We start from the raw sequence: 25,848 nt of genomic DNA on the forward strand, positions 1-25,848 counted from the left end.
AGTTGAAAGACGCGGTGTGAAGTGCGCCGCCATTGCGTTAGCAAATAAAACAGTTCGGACGGCGTATGCCATGCTGAAAAAGGGCACGCGTTATGAACCAAGCCTACTAGCAAATTAACATTTAGCCTTCGATAACAGAAATAACTGTATTGACCAAGAACCTGCGTTAAGCGGTTAGACCCACCCTTGATAGCCTGTAAAGTGATTAGTGTGTTAAAACACCGAGTAGGAGAAGAGGCACAAGGGCGCGAATACATCATAGGGCCGAGGTAGCTCCTCATTATGAGCCCGCATATAAGTACGCAGTCTAACAAAATTAACGAAGGGTATTGTGCAATAGGAGGAGTCCATATAAGGCACTTTAGTGCCGAAAGTATCTGATTATGCCCTTCATACATAACCACTGACATTGACGGCTAAAGCCGTTCCTACCCTTCTTAATAACGATGTTCAATCACAGTTCTAACGTTGTTTAATCATGATGACAAGATTGGAGGGCTCTAAAATGGGCTGCTTCACTTTACGCTAACCTAATTAGCGCGTAGTAGGAGGTACTTGAGTGCCGAAAGTGTCTGATTATGCCCTTCATATATAACCACAGACATTCACGGCTACGCTTGTTAATCACGATCTATTGATCATGTAGGATAGGAGTGCCGCCTCTAAAATGGATTACTTCAGCTCACGCTATCCGTCTCTCATTAATAACTAACGGCATCACATTGAGCTAGACGAATTACAGCGCAAATAAAAACGCCAGCATGATGCTGGCGTTTAGTATTTAGGAAGGCTTATAAATTAAGCTTTTGGACCTGCAGATTTGATTGCTTCCGAAACATCGTATTTTGCGAAGTTTTCAGTGAAGTCAGATGCAAGTTTGTTTGCATATTCTGCGTATTTTTCTTTGTCTTCCCATGTGTTGATTGGGTTAAGAAGCTTGCTATCAACACCCGGTACAGCAACAGGGACGTCTAGGTTTAATACGTCGATGTGTTGCGTTTCAACATCTGACAACTTACCTGAAACAATAGCGTCAACTACTGCACGTGTTGTTGGGATGTCAAAGCGTTTACCTGTACCGTAAGGACCACCAGTCCAACCTGTGTTTACTAGGAATACTTTAGCGCCAAATTCACGTACACGCTTCATAAGAAGCTCTGCGTATACACCTGCAGGACGAGGGAAGAAAGGCGCACCAAAACACGTTGAGAATGTTGATTCGATATCGCTAGTTGAACCGATTTCAGTTGAACCTACTTTTGCAGTGTAACCACTTAGGAAGTGATATGCTGCTGCTTCTTCTGTTAACACTGATACAGGTGGTAATACACCACTCACGTCGCATGTTAAGAAAACAACGGCTTTTGGCTCACCGGCACGGTTTTCAACTTTACGTTTTTCTACGTGCTCTAGTGGGTAAGCTGCACGGCTATTTTGAGTTAAACTTGTGTCATGGAAATCCGGTACGCGGTTTTCATCAAGTACTACGTTTTCTAAGATAGTACCAAAACGGATTGCATTCCAAATAACGGGCTCGTTCTTTTGTGAAAGGTCGATACATTTAGCGTAGCAACCGCCTTCGATATTAAATACGCTACCAGGCGCCCAACCATGCTCGTCATCACCGATAAGGAAACGTGTCGGATCCGCAGATAGTGTTGTTTTACCAGTGCCAGATAAACCGAAGAACAATGCTGTGTCACCTGCTTCACCTACGTTAGCTGAACAGTGCATTGGTAATACACCTTTCGCAGGTAATAGGAAGTTCTGTACAGAGAACATTGATTTTTTCATTTCACCGGCATAACGCATACCAGCCAATAGCACTTTGCGTTGTGCAAAGTTAATGATTACTGTGCCATCGCTATTTGTGCCATCACGTTCAGGGTCACAAACAAATGAAGGAACATTCATTACCTGCCACTGAGGTAAATCAGATGCATTATAAGTTTCAGGTTCGATAAACATGTTTTTGGCAAAAATGTGATGCCATGCAGTTTCTGTTGTTACAACGACTGGTAAATAGTGCTCAGGATCAGCGCCAACTTCTAGGTGAGAGATGAAGTGGTCGTTGCTTTGTACATGAGCTTCTACACGAGCCCATAACGCATCAAACTTGTCTGCATCGAATGGGCGGTTTACGTTACCCCATTGGATTTCGTTTTCAGTGCTTGGCTCTTGAACAATAAAACGGTCTTTTGGAGAACGGCCAGTACGACGACCAGTGTTAGCAACAAATGCACCATTAGCGGCTAAAGTCCCTTCGCCACGACGAATCGCGTGTTCGACTAGTTCAGCTGCAGTAAGATCGACAAAACGAGTAGCGTTTGCAGTCATGTTTATACCTAAATTGTGTGAGATTGAACGGGATAGCTCTGGGGTTCTTGTTTTCCCTTAAGCTGAAATAATAGTAACAGAAGGATTAGGGATATTCGAGTGTCTGAAGGGGCTAAAAACACATATATTTGGTAAAAAACATGAATAATTTCAATGATACCGGTGTCATAAAATGGGGCTTTTTCATGACACCGGTATCATAAAAATTAAGAAAAAAGCCGCAACAAATGCGGCTTTTAATATAATAATACTATTAAGTGGTCATTTAGTTAAAAATTGCTTTAATATCCTGCTCGTTAAAAACGTAATCTTTTAAGCAATAATGACAGCTAATTTTAACTTCACCTTTTTCTTTTACATCATCTAATAAAGCATCTTGACCAATATTGACTAATGCTGCAATTGTCTTGTCTCTGCTACAGCCACAACGGAAATTGATACTTTGTGGTTCGAACAATTGAGGGTTATCTTCATGATACAGACGAGTAAGAACAGTATTAGCATCAAGATTAAGTAACTCTTCATCTTTAATGGTATTACTGATTGCTTCAAGGTGAGTGAAGTCTTCTACTGACTTATCTTTATTTACCGGTAAAACTTGTAAGAATAAGCCGGCTGCTTTTGCTGAGCCTGCGGTGATTTCAGTCGCAAACCAAAGACGGGTTTTCAATTGTTCTGATTGCTCAAAGTAGCTTTCGAGGCATTTATCTAAGGTGTCGTGTTCAAGCGGAACAATACCTTGATAACGCTCACCTTTTGTTGGCGTTATCGTGATAACCATATAACCGTTACCAATCAAGTCTTTAATAGTACTACCTTGAACTTCACCTTGCAGGCGAGCAATACCACGCATATTTTGCTTATCATCACCATTAATAACAGCATATTTCACAGGGCCATCACCTTGTAGCTGTACGGCAATTTCACCTTCAAACTTTAAGGTGGCTGTTAATAAGCAAGTTGCAACAAGCAACTCACCTAAGAGTGCCTGAACAGGAGCTGGGTAATTATGGTTGGCGATCATCTCTTGATAGGTGTTTTCAATTTGTACGAGTTCACCACGTACATCGAGTTGATCAAATATATAACGATGAAGTAAATCTTGTTGCATGTGTTACATTACCTAACTTGATTTCATTTTTAACAGTTCACGTCTTTGCTTTTTATCAGGCTTTCTATCAGGATGTGGAGCAAAGAAGCTGTTATTCTTTCTTGCGATTGCATTTGCTTCGCGCTTTTCAATACTTGCTTGAGTTTCTTGGTATAAGGTCTGTGCAATGGGGGCACTTTGACGTTTATCAAGGACCTTCACTATTGTCACTACCTTTTCGTCGACTCCTTGCAGCAGTTTTATGACTGCGCCCACCTCGACGATTTTACTGGGCTTTGTTCGTTGACCATTATAATGCACTTTACCGCCTTGCACCATGTCTCGCGCAACAGAGCGGGTTTTATAGAAACGGGCAGCCCATAACCATTTATCAAGGCGGACGTTTAATTCGTCTTGACTGTTTTTTGACTGCTGAGTGTTACCTTTTGACACAATTGTGCTCTTTTAAAGCTGCTAGAGTATAGGCAAAATTTACCATGAAACTTAATCATAAAGAAACAGTCAAAGTTTTTCCTTGCTACCCCTGTTAGTCGAAACGACCTTGTTTACAAAGTTTAATATACGTGTGCTTGTTGAATGAAAAATGAAAAGGTACTATAGGCCTGCTATAAAGCAGTAAATTAAAATAAGAAATAGAATATATGGATCAACACTTACAACAAGTTAGACAGTTTTTAAACGGCTTACCTCATGCCAAGCTAAGTGCATTAGTTGTGCTGTTAGTTGTTGTTTATATTGCCTTTTTATCCTCGAAGTTGTTCTGGTTGTTGTGGCCTGAACCTGATACAAAAGCACTGCCCGCAAGTCGAACAACGATGACTGCGAAACGCATCGAAACAGTCAATTCACGACAAATTCTTGAACAACATTTATTCGGTAAAGTGGTTGTTGAAGCTAAAAAACCTGCCGCAAAGCAAACGCAAGTTATTAACAATGCCCCTGAAACTCGTTTAAGTATTAATCTAACGGGTATCGTGGCTGTTAGCCAAAACGATCAAGCTGGTTTGGCTATAATAGAGTCTCAAGGAAAACAAGAAACGTATGTTGTTGATGATGTAATTCAAGGCACTCGAGCGAAGCTCGCACAAGTCTTACCTGATCGTGTTATTTTGGATGTAAGTGGTCGCTTTGAAACATTAATGCTTGATGGACTCGATTTTACAAAAACAGTTTCTATGCCTGTTTTGGCTGAGCAACAAGAGCCAGAATTAGAAGAAGGTCCTCAGGATATCGATGCGGACAATGAAATCAATGCGACTGAAGATCAAGAAGTCAAAGAAGCGATTATTGAAACGCGTGAAGAAGTATTAAACGACCCTGGTAAATTATTCGACTACATTCGTGTATCGCAAGCGATGGTCGACGGTGAACTGGTGGGTTATCGCTTAAGCCCTGGTAAAGACCCGGCATTATTTAAGCAGATGGGATTAATGAATAATGATTTAGCCATTGCGATTAATGGCTATCAATTAAATGATTTAAAACAGGCAATGTCAGCAATAAATGAATTACGTAATAGTACTGACGCAAGTATCACTATCGAGCGTGATGGTGAGCAAATTGATGTGCAATTTAGCCTGCAATAATTAGCTTTGGAGTTTTTATAGAATGGTTCACGCGCTACACCTCACAAAAATCAAAAAAGGGTTAGCTAAGTATGCAGCGCTTTTTTTATTAACAGGATTATCGCTCTCAGTTTCGGCTGTTGAGTATGCTGCAAACTTTAAAGGCACCGATATTAATGAGTTCATTAATATTGTGGGTAAAAATCTCAATAAAACAGTGATCATCGATCCGAACGTGCGCGGCAAAGTTAATGTGCGCAGTTATGAGTTAATGGATGAGAAGCTGTACTATCAATTTTTCTTAAATGTATTAGAAGTATACGGTTATTCAGCTGTTGAGATGGATAACGGCATTCTTAAAATTGAGAAAAGCTCTGACGCTAAAAAATCGAACGTCCCTTTAGTGACGGAAGATAACCAAGCCAGTGGCGATATGATGGTCACGCGTGTTGTGCGAGTTAAGAATGTAAGCGTACAAGAGTTAGGTCCGTTAGTTCGTCAGTTTAGCGATCAAAAAGACGGGGGGCATGTTGCTAACTTCAACGCCGCTAACGTAATGATGCTTACCGGCCACGCTGCCTCTGTAAATCGTTTAGTTGAAATCATCCGTTCAGTTGACCAAGCCGGTGATAAGCGAGTTGATATTGTTCAACTTAAGTTTGCTACAGCGGATGATGTTGTCTCTGTTGTTGACAATATTTATAAAGATAGTGGTAAAGGCAGCATCCCTGAATTTTTGATTCCGAAAGTGGTTGCCGATGGTCGTACTAACAGTGTGATTGTTAGTGGTGAGGCGCAGGCCCGTACGCGTGCTGTTGAGTTAATCAGCCGCTTAGACAATGAGCTGGAGAATCAAGGTAATACCAAGGTCATTTACTTAAATTATGCAAAAGCAGAAGATTTAGTAAAAGTATTGCAAGGTGTGAGTAAAACACTCGCTGAAGATGGCCAAGGTGGCGCAACGAAAGCTCGTTCACGCAGTCAGAATGAAACAAGCATAGAAGCGCACCCTGATTCAAACTCGTTGGTTATTACAGCCCAGCCAGATACGATGCGCTCACTTGAGCAAGTTATTGAGCGCTTAGATATTCGTCGTGCACAGGTGCTAGTTGAGGCAATTATTGTTGAGGTTCTTGAGGCCGATGGCATTAACTTTGGTTTGCAATGGATTTCAGAGCAAGGCGGAATGATGCAGTTTAACAACGGCACAACAGTGCCTGTTGGCTCATTGGCTGTTGCGGCAGAGCAAGCACGTGATAAAACGATTCAAGGGACGGTTGTTGGTACAGAAACCGGTAATGTTACAAATACCTCAGAGACACAGGAAGGTGACTTAGGGCCACTTGGTGCGTTACTCGGTGGTATTAACGGTCTTGCAATGGGTATTGTGAAAAATGACTGGGGTGCGATTATCCAAGCCGTTTCAACAGATACCAATTCAAATATTCTTGCAACGCCTTCTGTCACCACCATGGATAACGAAGAAGCGTCGATGATCGTTGGTCAAGAAGTACCAATTATCACTGGGTCACAAACGGGTTCAAATAACTCTAACCCATTCCAAACGGTTGAGCGTCAAGAAGTGGGTGTGAAACTCAAAGTAACACCACAAATTAATGATGGCTCGGCGGTTCAGTTAACGATTGAGCAAGAAGTCTCTGGCGTAAGTGGTGCAACTTCAGTCGATATCTCAGTGAATAAGCGTGCGATTAAAACCACCGTTATGGCCGATGATGGTGGCATGGTCGTGTTAGGCGGTTTAATTGATGAAGACGTACAAGAAAGTGTCTCGAAAGTTCCATTGTTAGGTGACATTCCTATTTTAGGGCACTTATTCCGTTCAACCAGTACCAGTAAGCGCAAGCGTAACTTAATTGTATTTATTCGTCCGACGATTGTTCGTGATGGTATGAGCATGAATAAGTTAAGTCATTCAAAATATAACTTCATCCGTGGTGAGCAGCATAAACAAAAAGAAGATGGGATTGATTTAATGCCATTAACTGATATGCCAATCTTACCAGAATGGAATGATGCATTGGTATTACCGCCAACGTATGAAGAATACCTGAAACAACAAAACGCAGATGATCGTAAAGATGACTGATGCAATTACAGAGATTAATGACGAGTTAGCGCAGAGTGCGTCTATTGACCATGATGAGCTCTTAACAAGTGATGATCTTGTTAGCTTGCCTGCAAAGCGCTTACCGTTTTCATATGCGCGTCGTGCTGGTGTCTTGCTAAGTAAAAATGGTGATAATTGGACTGTTTTCTATCGCGGCGAATTAGACGTAACGGCTTTACTTGAAGTACGTCGTATTGCGGGGCGTGGTTTTTCACTCGAGCAGTTGCCAGACGACAAATTTGAGCTGTTACTTGAGGCTTCTTATCAACGCGATAGTTCTGAAACACAGCAAATGATGGAAGATATTGGCAACGAAGTTGACTTATTTTCTTTAGCGGATGAACTACCGCAAACAGAAGACTTACTCGCAGGGGATGATGACGCACCTATTATTAAACTCATTAATGCCATGCTCAGTGAGGCAATTAAAGAGGGTGCTTCAGATATTCACATTGAAACCTTTGAGCAAGAGTTAGTAATTCGCTTTAGGGTAGACGGTGTCTTAAAAGAAGTTTTAAAACCAAATCGTAAACTTGCATCCTTACTCGTGTCACGTATTAAGGTTATGGCAAAGCTCGATATTGCAGAAAAGCGTATTCCACAAGATGGGCGTATAAGTTTACGTATTGCTGGACGTGCTGTTGATGTGCGTGTATCAACGATGCCATCAAGTTTTGGTGAGCGTGTTGTACTGCGTTTACTTGATAAAAATAATGCGCGCTTAAATCTTGAAGATTTGGGGATGACCGAGCGAAATCGCGAATTGTTCGCTGATCTCATCAGTAAGCCTCACGGTATTATTTTGGTAACTGGTCCCACAGGTTCTGGTAAAAGTACCACTTTGTATGCGGGGATGAGTCAAATAAACTCACGTGACCGTAATATTTTGACGGTTGAAGACCCGATTGAGTACGAAATACCTGGGATTGGTCAAACACAAGTAAACACCAAAGTAGATATGACCTTTGCGCGGGGATTGCGTGCAATTTTACGTCAAGACCCTGATGTCGTCATGGTGGGGGAGATCCGAGACCTTGAAACCGCACAAATCGGTGTGCAAGCGTCGTTAACGGGTCACTTAGTTATGTCGACTTTACATACCAATACCGCTGCGGGTGCGATTACCCGTATGGAAGATATGGGAGTAGAACCTTTCCTGTTGTCTTCTTCTTTGCTGGGTGTGTTATCACAACGTCTAGTGCGTACTTTATGCAATAGCTGTAAAGAAGGGCATGTCGCCGACGAGCGAGAGTGCCAGTTATTAGGTGTTAACCCTGCTGAGCCACCGACGATTTACCGTGCTGTAGGCTGTGAAGAGTGTAACTTTAATGGTTATCGTGGCCGTACGGGGATTCATGAATTACTGGTTGTTGATGAGGCTATTCGTGAAATGATCCACAGCGGTAAAGGCGAACAAAGTGTTGAAAAGTACATTCGTACTCGTAGCCCAAGTATTCGTCAAGATGGCTGTAGCCGTGTGTTGGCAGGCCGTACAACCTTAGAAGAAGTCTTGCGTGTAACGCGTGAGGAAGGTTAATTATGGCTGCATTTGAGTACCGCGCCCTGGATGGTAAAGGTAAAGAGAAAAAAGGCATTCTTGAAGCCGATACGGTAAAGCAAATACGTCAAACATTACGTGACCAAGGCCTGATGCCTTTAGAGGTTGTCGCTGCCGCAGAGGGTGAAAAGCAAGTTAAAGGGGCTAAAAAGTCATTATTTAGCGGTTTTTTCAAACCAAAAATATCGACCTCAGATTTAGCGCTGATTACTCGTCAACTTGCCACCTTAATTCAGTCAGCATTACCTGTCGAAGGGGCGGTAATGGCCGTCGCTGAGCAATGTGAAAAACCGCGTTTAAAACGTATGCTCATGTCTGTACGCTCAAAAGTTGTTGAAGGCTACACACTCGCAGATGGTATGAGTGAGTTTCCGCATGTATTTGATGATTTATATCGTGCCATGGTGGCTGCCGGTGAAAAATCGGGCCACTTAGATCAAGTATTAAATCGTTTAGCTGATTACACGGAACAACGTCAGCATATGCGTAGTCAAATAACACAAGCGATGGTATATCCAATCATTCTTGTTGTGTTTGCTATCGCAATTGTTTCAGTGTTATTGGGCACGGTGGTTCCCAAAATATTAAAAACATTCGAAAAGTCAAAACAAGTACTTCCTTGGACGACAGAGTGGGTTATGGCAGCCAGTAACTTTGTACAAAATTATTGGTTTATTAGTTTAATAATTATCACTGCACTCTCAGTGGGAATTAAGCATGCACTCAAACGACCAAAAATTCGTTACTGGTTTGATGAAAAAGTACTTTACTTGCCTGGTATAGGTAAAGTCGCGAGAGGGGTGAATACCGCTCGATTCGCACGCACGTTAAGTATTTTATCTTCAAGCTCCGTTCCCTTACTCGAAGGTATGCGTATCTCTGGTGGGGTATTGGTTAATGAGAAAATGAAAAAATCGGTGCAAGATGCGGCCACCCGAGTCAGTGAAGGGGCGAGCCTTCGTGCTGCTTTACAACAAACGAAACTTTTTCCACCTATGATGCTGCACATGATCGCAAGTGGCGAAAAGTCAGGTGAACTTGAGCAAATGCTTGAGCGAGCAGCAAATAATCAAGATCGTGAGTTTGAAAGCATGGTCAACGTGTCTTTAAAACTTTTAGAGCCAGCGATGATTGCATCAATGGCGGTCATTGTCTTGTTTATTGTTATGGCAATACTGCAGCCAATTATGGCAATGAATAAGGCAGTAGGACTTTAAATTAGGGAACGGTAGAGCAACAGCCAGTAGCTGTCGCTTTATAATAAATTATTGAAGAAAATTAGAGGTATTTTTGTGAACAAACAGTCAGGTTTCTCATTATTAGAAGTCATGGTGGTACTGGTTATCATCGGTATGATTATGTCAATTGTGGCACCAAACATTATGGGCCAACAAGAAGAGGCAGCGATCGACAAAGCACACCTAGATATTCAACAAATTGAAGATGCGTTGAGCCTTTATAAGCTGAAGAATAAAGCCTATCCAACTACAGAACAGGGTCTAGAAGCGCTTGTTACTAAAACGAGCATCGAGCCGGTTCCAAAACGTTTTCCAGATGGTGGTTTTATTGAAAAGTTACCTGAAGATCCATGGGGCAATCCGTACCAACTAATTAGCCCAGGAGAAATTGGTAAAATTGATATTTTTTCAATGGGTCCAGATGGCGAAGCTGGCACCGATGATGACATCGGTAACTGGGATGAAGAAAAGCAATAATGCGTAAACTCAGCCAGATGTTTACCTTTTATACACATCAAGGCTTACTATTATGGTAAGCCTTAATCGTTTACGTTTGGCTGGGCGTGCTAAGCACGCAAAAGGTTTTAGCCTCATCGAAATATTAATGGTGCTTGTGGTGATAGGGTTTGTCACTAAAATGGTGGCCTACAGTTTTGATGGTGGTGCAGAAGAAAAATTAGAAAAACAAGCGCTCAGATTACACACCACGATTAATATGGCATCTGAATTTGCCATCTTAAATCAGGTCGAGTTAGGCTTTCATTTAGATCAAAATGTATTTGAATTTTTAGTATTTGATGGTGAAAAGTGGGTCACCTTCGATCGTGAAAAATTGTTTGCGCCTATTAAAGTAGACGAAGATTTTAAATTAACCTTGAATCTCGAAGATTTGGCATGGGCACAAGATAACTTACTTGAGCAATCGAACTGGCGTGAATTGATGAGCGGCGGTGACGAAGATAGTTTATTAGAACTTAAAAAGTTAAAGATTCCACAGGTACTGATCCTTTCTTCAGGAGAAGTCAGTGCTTTTCAGTTAGTGTATGAGCTGAAAGAGGAGCGTGAACCGCAGTATTTTATCGAAGGCGAGTTCATGGCTCCTGTTAAACTTCGTATGGAGCCAGAGTAATGACTAAGTCAGCGGGTTTCACTTTACTTGAAGTCATGGTTGCTTTGGCTATTTGTGCCATGGCGGGTATTGCTGCAATGCAGGCAACGGGTGAACACATCAATCACTTGTCGACGATTGAAGAGCAAACATATGCATCATGGGTTGCTGAAAATGTCATAGTTGAGCAGCGAACAAAAGGTGATAAGTGGGCGGGCAAAAATGGCACTAAAGGCAGTGAGACATTGGCTGGTTATGAGTGGTATTGGCGTCAAGATGTCGTTGCTACGGCAGATAAAAGCTTCGTGAAAGTCACTATTAATGTGTTTGCTGACGAAAAACTAGAATACCCCATTTATGAACTTGTTACTTATTTAAACAAAGGTGACAAGTAGTGAAGCAACGCGGGTTTACCTTACTTGAAGTTATCGTCGCAATGGGCATTTTAGCGTTTGTGGTGTTATCGACTCATCAAATCTTAGAATCAACCACCAAGGCTAAAGAAGCCTCAGATGAGACAATCGCAGAGCTCAATGGCTTTCAAACGGTATTTCGTCTTATGGACCAAGACTTTAGCCAAATGACGAAACGTCAAGTACGCAATGAGGCGGGAGACTTTCAAGAAGGTTACATTCTTGCTGGGCGTTATGTATTTAACAGTCAATATGATGGCATTGGTTTTGTGCGTGATGGGTGGATTAATCCAATAAACTTGCTGCCGCGCTCTGAGTTACAAGCTGTTGGTTATCGTGTTATCGATGATAACCTAGAGCGCATATACCGAGTATATGTTGATCAGCTCGATAATATGGAACCGCGTTCGCAAGTTATTCTAGAAGATATTGAAGATCTGAAGTTTGAATTTCTTGATGATAAAGACGAATGGCAAGAGCAGTGGCAAGTCGCTGCATTACCGAAGGCTGTTGCCGTGACCATTCAAAAAATAGAACAAGAACCTATTCGTCGAGTCTTTTTAGTGCCCGGTGAAGGTGTAGTGAGTACTCAGCCATGATGATTAAACGTTCTCAAGGTGCCGCACTTGTTATTGTTTTATTTATTGTCGCATTAGCCGCTATGCTAGCGGTCGAAATGAGTGCAAACCTGATGGTGCAAGTGCAGCGTAGTACTAATATACAAAGTCATCAGCAAGCTAAGTGGTATGCTTTTGCTGCTGAAGAACTGGCGATTAAAGCGATTAAACAAACTAAAAAAGATGACCCTGATAAAATTCATCTAGGGCAAGTCTGGGCGCAGCAAGGTGGGGTTCCTTACCCTGTTGATAATGGCACGTTAAGTGGCACGATTACGGATTTGCAAGCGTGCTTGAACTTAAATGCTTTACGCACAAAACCTGTGCAACAAACCGGCTCGGCTAATAAAACGAACCCAGCGCACAAAGCATTGTTAGCTTTACTTGAGAATATTGAAGACTTACCCGCAGATGAGTCTGAAGAGGCAATGGCTGACAGCGTCTATGACTGGCTCGATGAAGACAGTATTACTTATCGCTCAGGTGCAGAAGAAGATGAGTACTTATCGCGTAAGTATCCCTACATGACTGCAAACAGCTTTTTTGCTTCAACATCAGAGTTGCGTTTAGTTAAAGGCTTCAATCCATTAGTGATGGAAAAAGTATTGCCCTTTGTGTGTGTGATACCAGACAGTGAACTTTTAGCGATTAATGTAAATACCTTGCCTAATGAAAGTGCCATTATTCTAAGCTCGCTTATTGATGGCCTCAGTTTATCAGGCGCAGAAAGTGTATTATCGTCTCGCCCTGAAGAGGGATTTGATGATATGAACGCATTTTTTGAACAAGTTAATCAACAAGGCGCACAAAACGTCGAAGCTGTTAAAGACTTGTTCACCATCAACAGTGATTATTTTAAACTACAAACGCAAGCTGAATTTGCAGAGTTGCGTTTTTCGATGACCACCTTACTCCATGCCAATAATGGTAAAGTAACGATACTGGCGCGAAAATTTGGAGGCGTACAGTGACAGAAATATTGTTGATCCGTGCGGGTCAAACATTACAAGATAGCCTTAGTTGGCTAATTTACTCACCGACAGAACAAGAAATAATTGCGAGCGGCGAAATCGCCAGTGCAGCACAATTAGGTGAGTTAACTGAAAAAGCACAAACCCGTGAAGTGGTTGCTCTTTTACCGAGTGATCAAATTCAGCTAAAAACAGTTGAATTGCCGACTAAATGGAGTCGTAAGTTAGAGCAGGCATTGCCCTATATGCTTGAAGAAGATATCGCGTGTGATGTCGACGACCTATTTATTGCGATTGCTGAGCCTACACTCATAGATGAAAAGCATGCGGTTAATATCGCCATGACCGATCGTGAGTGGTTTGAGCAGTGGCTTACTACATTCAATGAGCATGATATTGAAGTATTTAAAGTGTTACCTGACGCATTATTACTTCCTCGAGTCGACAATGAGAATACCCTGCGTACCGTTGAACTCAATGGCCAATGGTTATGTAAATTAGGTCACTGGCATATTGCAGCTGTTGAAATAGACTGGCTAGATGGTTATTTGACCGCAATGGGCCACCCAGATGTTGCACATTTTAGTCCAGCCACCGGGTTCCCTGAATCAGTTAATCTTGAGGCAAAAACGGAGCTGTATGATTTACCGCTCGCTTTATTTGCGAAACAACTCCCTGAAATTAGTTTTAATCTACGCCAAGGTGTATATCAATTAAAGAAAAAGTCAGCCATTTGGTGGGGATACTGGCAAAAAGCCGCTATTGCCGCAGGGGTTGCATTGGTATGCAGTGTGGGGGTTAAGTCCCTTGAGTTATATAAACTAAATACTCAACTTGAGAAAACGAAGGCACAAGTTGTGACTAACTATCAGCGCGCTTTTCCTAATAAGAAAGTACGCCCACAGTTGATTCGTAGTCAAATTCGTAATGAACTCGCATTGCTCGATAGCGGAAGTACCGCTGGTTTCTTAGATTTGACTAATGACTTAGTGACTATTTTTAGTGAAGTAAAAGACTTCACGCCAGAAACTTTGCGTTATGACGAAGGCCGCAACGAGTTACGTATTCGTGCACGTGGTAAAGATTTCCAATCGTTTGGAAAAGTAAAAGCAATTTTAGAACAGCGAGGCTTAACGGTTGATCAAGGCTCACTAAATAATGATGGTGATTTTGTCGTCGGTGAAATTAAGTTGCGAGGTGCGGCATGAAAAACCAATTAATTAGTTACTGGCGTTCATTAAAAGAGCAAGAACAACAACTTGTTGTCGTCGCTGGGGTGATTTTTGTTATTTTTATCCTTGTGATGGGAATCTTTAGGCCGTTAAATGCGGCGATTGAAAAAGCAGAACAAGACACGATAAAACAACAAGAATTGCTGGCATGGGTTGATGAGAGCATTGTTAAGTTAAAGGCCAGTGGCAGTGCACGAGTAGCGAATGACCGCAGCTTAAGTCAAATTGTGAATAGCACGCGAAATCGTTATCAGATCACCATCAGTAAAATGCAACCAAATGATAATTCACTGCGTTTAACTATTGATTCTGTCGAGTTTAACAAGTTGGTTGAGTGGCTTGATGAATTAGTTAATTCACAAGGTGTACTGATTGAAAACTTAGACATTAGTAAAGACGATAAGTCTGGTTTTGTTCGTGTCAGTCGTTTGGTACTAGAGAAGTAGACGATGAAAAGAATTATTTTATTAGTCACAGTATTTGTGATGTGTTTTTTGGTGTTTACGCTTATAAAAACACCCGCTGCAATTGCACTAGATTTAGCTGCACCGCATTTACCAAAACAATTGCAACTAGGCAAAGCCAGTGGTTCGCTTTGGGATGGTCGCATAATGCAGGTACGTTTTGATGGTGAGCAACTTAATAATGTACGGTGGAAGTTATCTGGCTGGTCATTGTTGACGGGCAAACTCGTTGGTACAGTGCGCTTTGGTGATCCGCGTGATAAAACAGATATTTCGGGCCATGCTGATTTTTCGTATGGGTTGTTCAATCAAGCTGTTGTGGTAAAAAATACCACACTACGTTTGAGCGTTGAGCGTGCGATGGCGCGCTTAAAATTGCCATTGCCAATTAGTGCACAAGGGCGTGTGATTGTTGATCTCGATGAGTTCAGCTCTGGTCAGCCGTATTGTGAAACATTAATGGGTGAGATTGCCAGTCCCAATATCGATGTTCAAGGACTTAATGGTTGGTTTAGTGTTGGCCCACTGAGCGGCCGTCTTAGTTGTAAATCAGGCGATATAGCTGTCTTGGTTGACCCTGAAAATCGCTTAGGTCTTGAGGCTGATGCTGTACTAAAAGCCAATTTAGATTTTAAAGTGGCAGGGTATATAAAACCAGAAGCCAGTCTACCAAAAGAAGTGCATGACGCTGCGAAGTTTTTAGGGCGTCCAGATAGCGAAGGACGCTATCCACTTAATTTATAAACACGACTTTAATTGAAGGCATTATGCAAATTCCTGAGTTTTCAAAAGAGCAAAGCGCCTTATTAGCACGCTTTCTTGCTGAGCAAAAAGACGCGCTATCGTTAGCACAAACACACGGTTATTTATTTGCCGTTATTTGTGCGCCCGAGCCATTGGATGTTCATCAGTGGCTTGAGCAAGTTGTCCCTGGTTGTGATGGGCAAATGGATGAGCAGGTATTGTTTGCGTTTATGGCGCTATATCAGCAAATCAGTGAACACGTATTTGAAACCGGATACAGCTTACCCGTAAGTTTGCAATTTAATTCTGCTCAGCAGCCGTACCTTGATATGCAAGAGTGTCAGCATTGGAGCCAAGGCTTTATGCTTGGGGCGCAGGGCTATATTGCTAAATTGTTAGCTGCGCCACAACTAGCGAGTGAATTAAAAGAAGCACTTGAGACAGCACAGCAAAGTTTGTGTTTCTTTATACTCGACTCAGCTGATATAGCATCGATTGCCAATCAGCATGGTTTAACCGAAGGGCTGTTATGTCAACAGCAGTATGAAGTGATGAATGAGTTTGCAGCAGGCTTTGCTGAGTTAATCGAAGCCGTTGCAGTAAATAGCCAGCTTTATAATGATGAAGGCTGGGGCTAAGCAAGCTCTAACACAATATCTGTGCAGCCTTTTGCACAACGAACAATGCCTTTGCCAGGCTGTTCAGTCTGTAGGTTTAAGGTAAGGACTCCTTTGCATGTTTCACAATGCATAGTCTGTCCTTTTGCTAACTTTTTTAGCATATTGCGCTGTTTAGCAAATGAATCGCTGGTTTTTTTATTAAGCGCAGAAAAATCCATTATTTATTTAACCTTTCTTCAAGTGCATCCGAAACAATATTACAAACACGTTCTAGGCGTTCACCATAGAAATATAAGTTAATATCTTTTTCACGACAATAATGTAAATGAAAGATTTGCAGTTTATCGTCATTCAAAAAAGCCTCTTCGACGTACTCACGCTCTGAACTCGATAAATTAAGCTGTGACTTAATCGTGTTCTTCGCCATATTCGCGGCGGGGCTGCGGTTAACTTGGCTAAAATCTGAAAGTACGTTAACCCCATCACCTAACAACCGTTCTCTGGGTTCTTTGATCAAAGGGTGATCAATCGTGAACAATGCTAAAATAATAAGTACTAAAATGATAAATTTTTTCATAGCACACAGAACTTTGATCTAAATAAAGAAGGAATTGGGACAAGTTTAATAAAATGGCTGATTTAAAAGCAAGAATATACGATGAAATAATTAAAAAGTTCATATTTTAGATCATTCCCTGAAATTTTTGAGAGATTGAGTATAATACTTTCGATAGGTTGGAAATTTCAGAAAACTCTGAACGAAATGAGATGCATTCTAATTTGTCGTATTGGCTTTATAACCTATTTAACTGCAAACATCAGTTTGAGTTTATTTCCTAGTGGCGTTGAGGAATTTTGATGGATAAACAAATTAAGGTTAAAAACATCCCAACGGAAGTAAAAATCCAAAAACCGGAAAACGCTTCCCATGATGATAGATTTAATCCACGCAATCGAATTTATGTAAGAGCAGTAACAGGCTTGCATCAGCTGTTAAGGCGACGAATTGGTTTCGTTGGCATGCTTGCATTTATGCTTTTACCTTGGATTAACTTCCACGGACAGCAAGCTGTGCTGTTCGATTTAGTAGGCCAAAAGTTTAATATCTTCGGCCTCACTCTGTGGCCACAAGATTTAACCATTCTTGCGTTTATTCTTATGCTTGCAGCTTTTGCGCTGTTCCTCGTCACCACATTTTATGGCCGAGTCTGGTGTGGTTACACATGTCCGCAAACGGTATGGACATTTATTTTTATTTGGTTCGAAGAAAAGTTTGAAGGCACTGCAAACCAGCGTAAGAAGTTAGATCAACGCCCCATGGACTTTGATAAGTTTTGGCGTAAAACGGCAAAACACAGCAGCTGGTGGCTGTTTTCATTGTATACAGCGTTTACCTTTGTTGGCTACTTTACACCTATACGCCAGCTACTTCCGGATGTTTTTACTTTGGATGCCACCGCCTATTCTTATGGGTGTATCGCATTGTTTGCTGTGTGTACATACGGCAATGCAGGGTGGATGCGTGAAATTATGTGTTTACATATCTGTCCTTATTCGCGTTTTCAGTCGGCCATGTTTGATAAAGACACCTTTACAGTAAGTTATGATGAATCTCGTGGCGAAAATCGTGGTCCTCGTTCACGTAAACAAGATCCGAAAGAGTTAGGACTCGGTGACTGTATCGATTGTAACTTATGCGTACAAGTGTGCCCGACAGGGATAGATATTCGCAACGGTTTGCAATATGAATGTATCAACTGCGGTGCCTGCATTGATGCTTGCGATGGTGTAATGGATAAAATGAATTACCCACGTGGGCTCATTTCATATACCACAGAGCGAAACTTAGAAACCCCTGAAAATAAAACGCATGCTTTGCGACCTAAATTGATTGGTTATCTTGTTATCCTTGTTGTGTTAACCGGGGCTCTCGTGGCAAATATTGCCATGCGTAAACCAATGGAGCTTGATATTATCCGCGACCGTAATCAGCTATACCGAGTTGACTTCAATGGCTTGGTTGAAAACACCTACACACTTAAAGTGATTAACAAAGCGCAATACGAGCAAACGTTTAATATTACAGTGGAAGGCTTAAATAACTTTGAATATATAGGCAAACAAACATTCACTGTGCCCTCAGGTGAATCTTATAACGTGCCCTTGTCATTAGTGGTTGATCCGTACGATTTGAAAAAGCCGATGACAAAATTCGAGTTTATACTTTCGGTGGAGGGGCAGCCTGATATTCAGATTTCGCAGCCTAGTAACTTCTTTAAGGCGCAATAATTCAGTACACTGAGCAAATACAATAAAAAGCGGGGTTTTCCCGCTTTTTTTATATAATGGGACACTATGAGTAAATTTAGCTTTGTTGACCTCACACCCGATTCAATTTTGGACGCAGTTGAAAGTATTGGGATCTATGCTGAGTCAGGATTACTTGCTTTAAACAGCTATGAAAATCGCGTTTATCAGTTTAAAGCAGAAGACGGTTACCGATACGTTGTAAAATTCTATCGTCCTGAGCGTTGGAGCAAAGAACAAATATTAGAAGAGCATGCGTTTGCTTTTGAACTTGCTGATGCAGAAGTTCCCGTCGTTGCGCCCGTAGTAAAGGACGGGAAAAGCCTCTTTGAGCATGACGGCTATTTATTTGCGTTATTTCCCAGTGTGGGCGGGCGTATTTTCGAAGTTGATAACTTAGATCAACTCGATGTGTTAGGCCGTTTAATTGGTCGTATGCATCAAGTTGCAAAAGCATCTTCATTTAATCATCGCCCAGTGATCAGTTGTGAAGAGTACCTTCAGACAGCTAAAGTTCAGTTACAAGCAAGTAACTTGATGCCAACGTCATTAGAAAATGCTTTTTATACGATTTTGGATTTGGTTATTAAAGAAACCACAGCCCAATATAAAAATGTAGAGACAATTCGATTACATGGTGACTGCCATGCGGGCAATATTTTGTGGGCGGGTGATGCACTGATGTTTGTTGACCTCGATGACAGCAGACAAGGTCCTGCAATTCAAGACTTATGGATGATGCTCAGTGGCGATCGTAACAATCAACTGTTACAGTTAGACACCTTGGTAGCAGCGTATGAAGAGTTTTGTGATTTTGACCACAGCCAGCTGAAATTAATTGAGCCATTACGCGCGATGCGCATGGTGCATTACATGGGGTGGTTAGCAAAACGTTGGGATGATCCTGCATTCCCACGGAACTTTTCATGGTTCGCAGAAGACAAATACTGGGAGCAGCAAATACTCGCGTTAAAAGAACAGCTTGCAGCGCTACAAGAACCACCGTTAAAATTATTACCATAAATTTTTAAAAGATAAGTAAAGACGAGAAAACAATGTTCAAAAAATTAAAATTAAGTCTACTCATTCTATGTTTACCTTTTGCAGCACTGGCAGCTGACTTTGAAGCAGGTAATCAATACGAAGTACTAAACACTAAAAAGAGTGCTACACCACAAGTAACTGAGTTTTTCTCATTTTACTGTCCACACTGTTTTAAGTTTGAACCAGTGGCGAAAGCACTGGCCTCAACGCTGCCTGAAGGCACTGAGTTTGTTAAGAATCACGTTAACTTTTTAGGTGGTGTATCGAAACAAACACAAAGTAACCTAAGTTATGCTTACCTAATTGCAAAGCAACATGGTAAAGGTGAGCAAGTGGCCGACCAAATTTTTCACAGCATTCATATTCAACGTGCACCGCTGCAAAATATTAAAGACGTGAAAGCATTATTGGCGACAAATGGTATTAGCGGCGATGTGTTTGACTCTGAAATTGCTAGCATGCCTGTGATCAGTGCAGAAAAAGCGATGCAAGACAAACAGAATAAATACTCAGAGATGGGGGCGTTAACGGGTGTGCCGACCTTTATCGTGAATGATAAATATAAAATTAATATAAATACCATCAAGAGCCAAGAGCAGCTTGATGCGTTAGTAAAGTTTTTATTAGAACAATAATTTTTGGAGTGATTGAATAATGATCAAATTAGTTAAAGCTGCATTTGTGGCCGTGACGCTAGGTTTCGTTGCCACAGCGAGTGCGGCGCAATACGAAGAAGGTAAGCATTATGAAACAATTGATGCGCGAGCTTCTAAAAAGCCTGAAGTGACCGAGTTTTTTTCATTCTACTGTCCTCACTGTAATACCTTCGAGCCAATTGTTGCTGAGCTTAAGCCAATGCTTAAAGACGGCGTTAAATTTAAAAAGAATCACGTTAATTTTGTTGGTCCTCGTGATCCTGAGATCCAAACAGTGCTTGCGCAAGGTTATGCAACAGCAACAGTACTCCCAAATAGCGATGCGTTAGTTGGTGCAATTTTTGACCACATTCATGGTAAACGTGCGCGTATTAATGAGCTTGCAGATATGAAAGATATTTTCGTATCGCAAGGTGTAACCGCTGAAGATTTTGAAAAGTACTACAACAGTTTTTCAGTACGTACGATAGCAGCGAAAATGAAACGCGACCAAGAGTACTATCAACAAAAAGGAGCCTTAAAAGGCGTACCAACCTTTATTGTGAATGGTAAGTATCGTTTAATCTTAGGTGCAGACTCAGGTATTACCGATGCAAAAAGCATGGCTGAGCTAATTAATTACTTAGCAGCTAAGTAAGAGACTCGAAAATATTATGTAAAAGCTCCGCTCGCGGAGCTTTTTTGTTTGGTGAAGAAATGAAAAAACTTTTAGTGTCGAGTTGTTTACTAGGAAAGCCGGTACGCTATGACGGTCAATCACAAAACTTATTACATCCTGGATTAGAGTCACTGAAGCAGCAAGGGCGTATTGTGTCTTTTTGTCCTGAGGTTGCGGGTGGTCTACCTACACCAAGAGCGCCTGCTGAAATTAGCCAGGGTAGAGTATTAACACAGGATGCGCATGACGTCACCGCAGAGTTTAAAGCGGGTGCACAGCAAGCATTACGCGTATGCAAAGAACAAGGGATTCGGTTCGCACTACTCAAAGAGTCTAGTCCGTCATGTGGACGTAATTATATTTATGATGGAAGTCACACAGGGCAAAAGATTCGAGGAATGGGTTTAACTGCAAAGTTACTTAGTGACAATAATATACAGGTGTTCAGTGAACAACAATTGCCAGCGCTATTGGCTGCGCTGGCAAAAGTTTAAGTTATTTACGCTGTAAAAAGACGCCAGACTCAATATGATGTGTATAGGGGAATTGGTCAAAAATCGCAAAACGTTTCACTTCGTGTGTTTTGCAAAGGTGATCAAGATCTCGTTCTAATGTCTCGGGATTACAAGAGATATAGATAATGTTGTCGTAGTTCGCCACCAAATCACAGGTAAGAGTATCCATCCCCGCTCGAGGAGGGTCGACTAAAATTGTTTGGCAGTTATAGCTGTTTAGATCAATACCGTCTAAACGTGAAAAAGTACGTTCGCCTTTCATGGCTTGTGTAAACTCTTCACTCGACATACGAATGATATCTAAATTATCGACTTTGTTTTGAGCAATATTGTACTGCGCAGAATAAACCGATGACTTTGAGATCTCAGTCGCAAGCACTCGGTTAAATGAACCGGCTAGTGCAATTGAAAAGTTACCATTACCACAATACAGCTCTAGCAAATCATTATTAAGGGGCTCACACAACGCTTGTGCCCACTCCAGCATTTTAATGTTTACTTTTGCGTTTGGTTGAGTAAAGCTATTTTCTACTTGCTGATAAATGAGTTCTTTACCATTTACGTTTAATCGTTCAACGACATAGTCGTTCCCAATCACTTCTTTTTGCTTACGTGCACGACCAATAAAGTCGATTTTAAACTGGCTGCTTAATTTTGCTTTAAGCTCTTTAATCGCAATTAGCCATTCATCGTTTAAAGGTTTGTGGTAAAGCAAACTAACAAGAATTTCACCACTTAAGCTAGAGAGGTAATCAATCTGGAATAACTTGCGGCGAAGTACCTCACACCCTTTTAAGTTTTCAATCATCACCTGCATCACTTCGCCAACGAGTGGCGCGGCGGGATCAAATTCATCAACGCGAATTTTCTCTTTGCTTTGCTGATCAAACATAATGTGGAATAAATCGTCGCCCTCATGCCACACTCTAAACTCTGCACGTTGACGGTAGTGAATTGGATCAGAGCTGAACACTTCTAATGTGTTTACACCAAAGCGCCTAAACTGTGACGTGATGCGCTGCTCTTTCTCACTCAATTGTGCATCATATTGAGTTGTATCAATTTTTATAACCGCCATGGCTGATTACCTTTTATCTCTTAGCTATTTGTCGGCGCTATTGTAGGGAGCAGAGAGGATTTGTCTAGTTTTGTTATTTATTTTAGTGTCGTTTTTTTGTACAAAAAACTTAAGTTATGCGATTTTTGGCCGATAATGAGGTAACCATAAAATGGAGTCGGATCATGAAAATTGGCAACCTAGGCTATATGCCTAATACAAATCTGAATAAATACAATGGTAAACAGTCTGTGCAGCAGCCTACCATTCAAAATCGTCAAGATAGCTATCAACAACGTGGCCGCGAACTGGCTGCAAAAGTACTCGACGATAAACTTGCACAAGCACTTGGTTTACCTAAAGCAGAAGAAAAGAAAGATAAACCCCTGTTTGATTTTGATGAGATCGTTAAAAATGTACTTAATTTTGTTGGTGGTGCGCTGCGTAAAGCAAAAGCAGATGGCGCTGATGATGAAAAGTTAAAAGGCATGTTAGGCGAGGCACGCAAAGGCGTACAAATGGGAATCGATGATGCCTATGATGAACTTAAAGAATCAGGCATCTTAAATGACGATATCGAAGAGGGTATCGAAAAATCGAAAGAAGGTATCTTTAAAGGTATTGATGAGCTTGAAGAAGACTTATTTAATCCTAAACCTAATGCCGTGACGGTTAGCCAAGCACAGTACGTGAGCTTAAGTAATAATGCTGAATATACATTTACCACAGCCGAAGGTGATGAAGTCAGTATTAGCTTTGCAGATGCATATGAGAGCAAGTCCGCTAGTAGCTACAGTAAAAACGGTGACAACGAAGCGTATGTCAGTGAATCGTCACAATCACGTGACTTATCTTTTTCTATGTCAGTGAATGGCGATCTTAATGAGCAAGAGCAGCAGGCCATTAACGAGTTGATGGAAGACTTACAAGGCGTTAGCGAAACATTTTTCTCAGGCTCACTCGATGAAGCCTTTGAACAAGCTAAAGAGCTTAACTTGAGTAATGAGCAGCTAGTCGGTTTTTCGATGGATTTGAAGCAAACCAAAACAGTTGCAGCTATAAAAGGGTACGAAGAATATAAACCAACGCCAGAGAAAGAAGTTGCAGAAAAGGTCGCCCCTTTTAACGATGACTTAAAAGAAGCCTTTAATAAAGCTGGTGATATTGGTTTGCAAAATCAACTTGCCGGAATTTTGCAATGGTTAAATCAAGATAAAGAAGAAGTCAGTAAATTGGTTGATTATACCAAAGCGATGTTCGAGCAAATGAATACACTACGTTCAGCCAATGAACAGAACTAGTCTTCGCTTTCTTTTTAGATAGTCACATGGCAAACTGCTTGCCTTTCATGATCCGAGGTAAGTAGTTTGTCAGTCCATATAATGGTGTTTGATTCAGGTATTGGTGGGACAACTGTGCTTGAACAGATCCAGGCTTTGATCCCGAATGCAGATTATAGCTATTTTATGGATAATGCCTTTCTGCCTTATGGTGCGCAAACTTCGCAAACAATCATTCAACGCTTATTAGGGCTATTACACTTTATAGACACACATGCGTTGCATGTTGATATATTAGTGATTGCCTGCAATACAGCATCGACATCTGCGTTAGACGTTATTCGACGCTATACAAGTATTGAAGTTGTGGGGGTTGTGCCTGCTATAAAGCCAGCATGTGCCATAAGTAATACGAAGCACATTGGTTTACTTGCCACGCCCGCGACTACAAAAAGCAAATACACCGAGACGTTAATTTTGACACACAGTCAAGGTACAAAAGTGAGCTTGTACGCTTCGACTAAGCTGGTGGAAATTGCAGAAACACTGTTTCATAGTAAAAAACTACTCAAAGCCGAATTCAACGAAGCAATGGCTGAACTCGCTATTGCAGATGATATTGATGTATTAGTACTCGGATGCACACACTTTCCTTTATTAGCCCATGCAATAAATAACTATTACGACAAACGCGTTAAATTGATTGACTCAGGCCGTGCAATTGCAAATCGTGTCAGTAGTATTATTACAACGCAGCAATTAAATTTAGCAACAGACAAAAAAAAGCCGCTCCACTATTATGCAACGGCTCCGATTAGTCACCAGCAATTAAGCGTAGAGCTTGTTACGCTGATTGATCAGATTCCTCACGGAAACTATTAGACTCGTTCTCTTGTTTTTGTTTTGCTTCACGTACTTTTAAAGTACGTTGTTGGAACTCACTATCATTTAATTGATTAATTGCATTGTCAGCATCTGCCTCAGCCATTTCAACAAAACCAAAGCCACGACGTTTACCAGTGTTTTTATCTTTCAATAAACGAACGTTAAAGACTTTACCTTGTTCTTCAAATAAAGCGCGTACAACACCTTCATTCGCTCGGTAAGGAAGGTTGCCAACATAAAGTGTTTTTGTTTTTACTTCAGCCTCCTCACTTGCCGTTGATGAGAGTGCTGCAATAACTAAAGCACCAATTAATAAGCCTGCACCAAATAGCAACGCAGGGTCTAAAGCTAAGCTCGAAAATGCAAACTTAACAATAACAAACCCTAATACAGCAAGAATAACAGAGAAAAGAAAAGATTTTTGATCGGGTAATTTCATTTTTGATCTACCAATAAACAGGAAATAAACATTAATTTAACATTGTGAACTTGCTATCTTAACGCGTTAAATGAACATAGCAATGAAATTTGCATTAAATTATGAATATTGGCTTAAAAAACAGCCATAATTGCGACTGTTTTTGTTATTTTCGGTAATTTTAGTTCACTTTGTGAGCGAACGATAAAAAGATCGAAAAAAAGTGTTGATCTGTTTTTGGATCTCCCTATAATGCGACCCCACTGAGACGGGAGACAGCAACGAAAGACGCTGAGCAACGTAGCAGAGAGTTAAGTAAAACTTCGGTTTTAAATCTTCAAAAGAAAGTTTAAAATTAAGTGTTGACTCTAAAAAATAAGGATGTATTATACGCATCCCTAGCGACGAAGTCGCACTGTTCTTTAACAATATAAAGCAATCATCTGTGTGGGCACTCGTACAGATTGAGTTCTAACAGTCGAGCTACTAGGTAGTAAGACAAAAAAATTTAGAGTCTCAATTTAAACTGAGTGACCAACGGAAATAAGTTTACTTATTTCAGCACAGTCAATTCAACATCGAAAGATGTTAAATAAATTCAGAATTCATTGAGCATGTCCGCTCCCTCATGGGAAGGACAGAAAAAACTTTTAATTGAAGAGTTTGATCATGGCTCAGATTGAACGCTGGCGGCAGGCCTAACACATGCAAGTCGAGCGGTAACAGAGAGTAGCTTGCTACTCTGCTGACGAGCGGCGGACGGGTGAGTAATGCTTGGGAATGTACCTTATGGTGGGGGACAACAGTTGGAAACGACTGCTAATACCGCATAATGTCTTCGGACCAAAGCGGGGGACCTTCGGGCCTCGCGCCATAAGATCAGCCCAAGTGGGATTAGCTAGTTGGTGAGGTAATGGCTCAC

The 25,848-nt window shown here is 41.2% G+C and carries 27 protein-coding genes, 1 rRNA gene and 1 pseudogene; 22 read left to right on the forward strand and 7 right to left on the reverse strand.

What is annotated here, in order from left to right; all coding sequences use genetic code 11:
• Positions 1-118, forward strand: a pseudogene (locus LPA49_RS20915) (IS110 family transposase); the annotation flags it as partial.
• A 680-nt stretch (positions 119-798) separates the two neighbouring features.
• Here LPA49_RS20915 and LPA49_RS20920 read toward each other — a convergent pair.
• The 3 genes from LPA49_RS20920 to hslR all read right to left on the reverse strand — a co-directional run bounded on the left by LPA49_RS20920 (position 799) and on the right by hslR (position 3,880).
• A complete protein-coding gene (locus LPA49_RS20920) occupies positions 799-2,337 on the reverse strand; it encodes a phosphoenolpyruvate carboxykinase (protein ID WP_036974522.1) in 1,539 nt (512 codons plus the stop codon).
• A gap of 265 nt (positions 2,338-2,602) precedes the next feature.
• Positions 2,603-3,448, reverse strand: a complete 846-nt coding sequence (gene hslO / locus LPA49_RS20925; protein WP_075593180.1) for an Hsp33 family molecular chaperone HslO — start codon at positions 3,446-3,448, stop codon at positions 2,603-2,605.
• A gap of 12 nt (positions 3,449-3,460) precedes the next feature.
• The gene (gene hslR, locus LPA49_RS20930; RefSeq protein ID WP_036974518.1) at positions 3,461-3,880 is read right to left on the reverse strand and encodes a ribosome-associated heat shock protein Hsp15; all 420 of its coding nucleotides are present in this window, start codon (positions 3,878-3,880) and stop codon (positions 3,461-3,463) included.
• A gap of 209 nt (positions 3,881-4,089) precedes the next feature.
• On the opposite strand from hslR, the gene gspC reads away from it, so the two are divergent.
• The 13 genes from gspC to LPA49_RS20995 all read left to right on the forward strand — a co-directional run bounded on the left by gspC (position 4,090) and on the right by LPA49_RS20995 (position 16,124).
• Complete coding sequence (gene gspC / locus LPA49_RS20935; RefSeq protein WP_036974516.1) at positions 4,090-5,034, forward strand: type II secretion system protein GspC; 945 nt, start codon at positions 4,090-4,092, stop codon at positions 5,032-5,034.
• Between the two features lie 22 nt (positions 5,035-5,056).
• On the forward strand, positions 5,057-7,120 hold the full coding sequence (gene gspD / locus LPA49_RS20940) for a type II secretion system secretin GspD (protein WP_074989851.1): 2,064 nt from the start codon (positions 5,057-5,059) through the stop codon (positions 7,118-7,120).
• Positions 7,113-8,678, forward strand: a complete 1,566-nt coding sequence (gspE, locus tag LPA49_RS20945; RefSeq protein ID WP_036974514.1) for a type II secretion system ATPase GspE — start codon at positions 7,113-7,115, stop codon at positions 8,676-8,678. The genes gspD and gspE overlap by 8 nt, the downstream gene beginning before the upstream one ends.
• A 2-nt stretch (positions 8,679-8,680) precedes the next feature.
• Positions 8,681-9,916, forward strand: coding sequence for a type II secretion system inner membrane protein GspF (gspF, locus tag LPA49_RS20950; RefSeq protein WP_036974513.1), 1,236 nt, complete (start codon positions 8,681-8,683; stop codon positions 9,914-9,916).
• 75 nt (positions 9,917-9,991) lie between these two features.
• Positions 9,992-10,414 (forward strand): type II secretion system major pseudopilin GspG, encoded by a 423-nt coding sequence (gene gspG, locus LPA49_RS20955; RefSeq protein ID WP_036974512.1) that lies wholly within the window; start codon positions 9,992-9,994, stop codon positions 10,412-10,414.
• Between the two features lie 52 nt (positions 10,415-10,466).
• On the forward strand, positions 10,467-11,066 hold the full coding sequence (locus LPA49_RS20960) for a prepilin-type N-terminal cleavage/methylation domain-containing protein (RefSeq protein ID WP_081759816.1): 600 nt from the start codon (positions 10,467-10,469) through the stop codon (positions 11,064-11,066).
• Complete coding sequence (gene gspI, locus LPA49_RS20965; protein ID WP_036974508.1) at positions 11,066-11,440, forward strand: type II secretion system minor pseudopilin GspI; 375 nt, start codon at positions 11,066-11,068, stop codon at positions 11,438-11,440. Before LPA49_RS20960 ends, gspI begins: the two co-directional genes overlap by 1 nt.
• The gene (gene gspJ / locus LPA49_RS20970; RefSeq protein WP_230237721.1) at positions 11,440-12,057 is read left to right on the forward strand and encodes a type II secretion system minor pseudopilin GspJ; all 618 of its coding nucleotides are present in this window, start codon (positions 11,440-11,442) and stop codon (positions 12,055-12,057) included. Before gspI ends, gspJ begins: the two co-directional genes overlap by 1 nt.
• Positions 12,054-13,046 carry a type II secretion system minor pseudopilin GspK gene (gene gspK / locus LPA49_RS20975; protein ID WP_074989848.1) on the forward strand — a complete coding sequence of 331 codons (993 nt, stop codon included), beginning with the start codon at positions 12,054-12,056 and terminating at the stop codon, positions 13,044-13,046. Before gspJ ends, gspK begins: the two co-directional genes overlap by 4 nt.
• Entirely contained in the window at positions 13,043-14,254 is a 1,212-nt protein-coding gene (gene gspL, locus LPA49_RS20980; RefSeq protein WP_230237722.1) for a type II secretion system protein GspL, read from the forward strand. The genes gspK and gspL overlap by 4 nt, the downstream gene beginning before the upstream one ends.
• Positions 14,251-14,724 carry a type II secretion system protein GspM gene (gene gspM / locus LPA49_RS20985; protein ID WP_036974499.1) on the forward strand — a complete coding sequence of 158 codons (474 nt, stop codon included), beginning with the start codon at positions 14,251-14,253 and terminating at the stop codon, positions 14,722-14,724. Before gspL ends, gspM begins: the two co-directional genes overlap by 4 nt.
• A 3-nt stretch (positions 14,725-14,727) precedes the next feature.
• Positions 14,728-15,486 carry a type II secretion system protein N gene (locus LPA49_RS20990; RefSeq protein ID WP_075593177.1) on the forward strand — a complete coding sequence of 253 codons (759 nt, stop codon included), beginning with the start codon at positions 14,728-14,730 and terminating at the stop codon, positions 15,484-15,486.
• Between the two features lie 23 nt (positions 15,487-15,509).
• The gene (locus LPA49_RS20995; protein WP_036974495.1) at positions 15,510-16,124 is read left to right on the forward strand and encodes a UPF0149 family protein; all 615 of its coding nucleotides are present in this window, start codon (positions 15,510-15,512) and stop codon (positions 16,122-16,124) included.
• Here LPA49_RS20995 and LPA49_RS21000 read toward each other — a convergent pair.
• Both LPA49_RS21000 and LPA49_RS21005 read right to left on the reverse strand, forming a co-directional pair.
• A complete protein-coding gene (locus tag LPA49_RS21000; RefSeq protein WP_075593175.1) occupies positions 16,121-16,324 on the reverse strand; it encodes a hypothetical protein in 204 nt (67 codons plus the stop codon). The genes LPA49_RS20995 and LPA49_RS21000 overlap by 4 nt on opposite strands.
• Positions 16,324-16,683 (reverse strand): hypothetical protein, encoded by a 360-nt coding sequence (locus LPA49_RS21005; RefSeq protein ID WP_074989845.1) that lies wholly within the window; start codon positions 16,681-16,683, stop codon positions 16,324-16,326. The genes LPA49_RS21000 and LPA49_RS21005 overlap by 1 nt, the downstream gene beginning before the upstream one ends.
• Positions 16,684-16,964: 281 nt before the next feature.
• On the opposite strand from LPA49_RS21005, the gene ccoG reads away from it, so the two are divergent.
• The 5 genes from ccoG to LPA49_RS21030 all read left to right on the forward strand — a co-directional run bounded on the left by ccoG (position 16,965) and on the right by LPA49_RS21030 (position 21,265).
• Positions 16,965-18,395, forward strand: a complete 1,431-nt coding sequence (ccoG, locus tag LPA49_RS21010; RefSeq protein WP_036974491.1) for a cytochrome c oxidase accessory protein CcoG — start codon at positions 16,965-16,967, stop codon at positions 18,393-18,395.
• A 66-nt stretch (positions 18,396-18,461) separates the two neighbouring features.
• Positions 18,462-19,436 carry a serine/threonine protein kinase gene (locus LPA49_RS21015; RefSeq protein ID WP_036974489.1) on the forward strand — a complete coding sequence of 325 codons (975 nt, stop codon included), beginning with the start codon at positions 18,462-18,464 and terminating at the stop codon, positions 19,434-19,436.
• 32 nt (positions 19,437-19,468) lie between these two features.
• Complete coding sequence (locus LPA49_RS21020) at positions 19,469-20,092, forward strand: thiol:disulfide interchange protein DsbA/DsbL (protein WP_036974487.1); 624 nt, start codon at positions 19,469-19,471, stop codon at positions 20,090-20,092.
• Positions 20,093-20,111: 19 nt separating this feature from the next.
• Positions 20,112-20,750, forward strand: coding sequence for a thiol:disulfide interchange protein DsbA/DsbL (locus LPA49_RS21025; protein WP_036974485.1), 639 nt, complete (start codon positions 20,112-20,114; stop codon positions 20,748-20,750).
• 59 nt (positions 20,751-20,809) lie between these two features.
• Positions 20,810-21,265 carry a DUF523 domain-containing protein gene (locus LPA49_RS21030; RefSeq protein ID WP_036974523.1) on the forward strand — a complete coding sequence of 152 codons (456 nt, stop codon included), beginning with the start codon at positions 20,810-20,812 and terminating at the stop codon, positions 21,263-21,265.
• Between the two features lies 1 nt (position 21,266).
• On the opposite strand, the gene trmA is transcribed toward LPA49_RS21030, so the two are convergent.
• The gene (gene trmA, locus LPA49_RS21035; RefSeq protein ID WP_074989843.1) at positions 21,267-22,364 is read right to left on the reverse strand and encodes a tRNA (uridine(54)-C5)-methyltransferase TrmA; all 1,098 of its coding nucleotides are present in this window, start codon (positions 22,362-22,364) and stop codon (positions 21,267-21,269) included.
• 164 nt (positions 22,365-22,528) lie between these two features.
• On the opposite strand from trmA, the gene LPA49_RS21040 reads away from it, so the two are divergent.
• Both LPA49_RS21040 and murI read left to right on the forward strand, forming a co-directional pair.
• On the forward strand, positions 22,529-23,644 hold the full coding sequence (locus LPA49_RS21040; protein WP_036974482.1) for a DUF5610 domain-containing protein: 1,116 nt from the start codon (positions 22,529-22,531) through the stop codon (positions 23,642-23,644).
• A gap of 66 nt (positions 23,645-23,710) precedes the next feature.
• The gene (gene murI / locus LPA49_RS21045; RefSeq protein ID WP_180311324.1) at positions 23,711-24,505 is read left to right on the forward strand and encodes a glutamate racemase; all 795 of its coding nucleotides are present in this window, start codon (positions 23,711-23,713) and stop codon (positions 24,503-24,505) included.
• Here murI and LPA49_RS21050 read toward each other — a convergent pair.
• A complete protein-coding gene (locus LPA49_RS21050) occupies positions 24,468-24,947 on the reverse strand; it encodes an RNA-binding protein (protein ID WP_036974477.1) in 480 nt (159 codons plus the stop codon). The genes murI and LPA49_RS21050 overlap by 38 nt on opposite strands.
• A 630-nt stretch (positions 24,948-25,577) precedes the next feature.
• Here LPA49_RS21050 and LPA49_RS21055 point away from each other — a divergent pair.
• Positions 25,578-25,848: ribosomal RNA gene (locus tag LPA49_RS21055) — 16S ribosomal RNA — on the forward strand; the annotation flags it as partial.

This window comes from Pseudoalteromonas sp. MB41, from assembly GCF_020966275.1.
Lineage (GTDB): Bacteria > Pseudomonadota > Gammaproteobacteria > Enterobacterales > Alteromonadaceae > Pseudoalteromonas > Pseudoalteromonas lipolytica.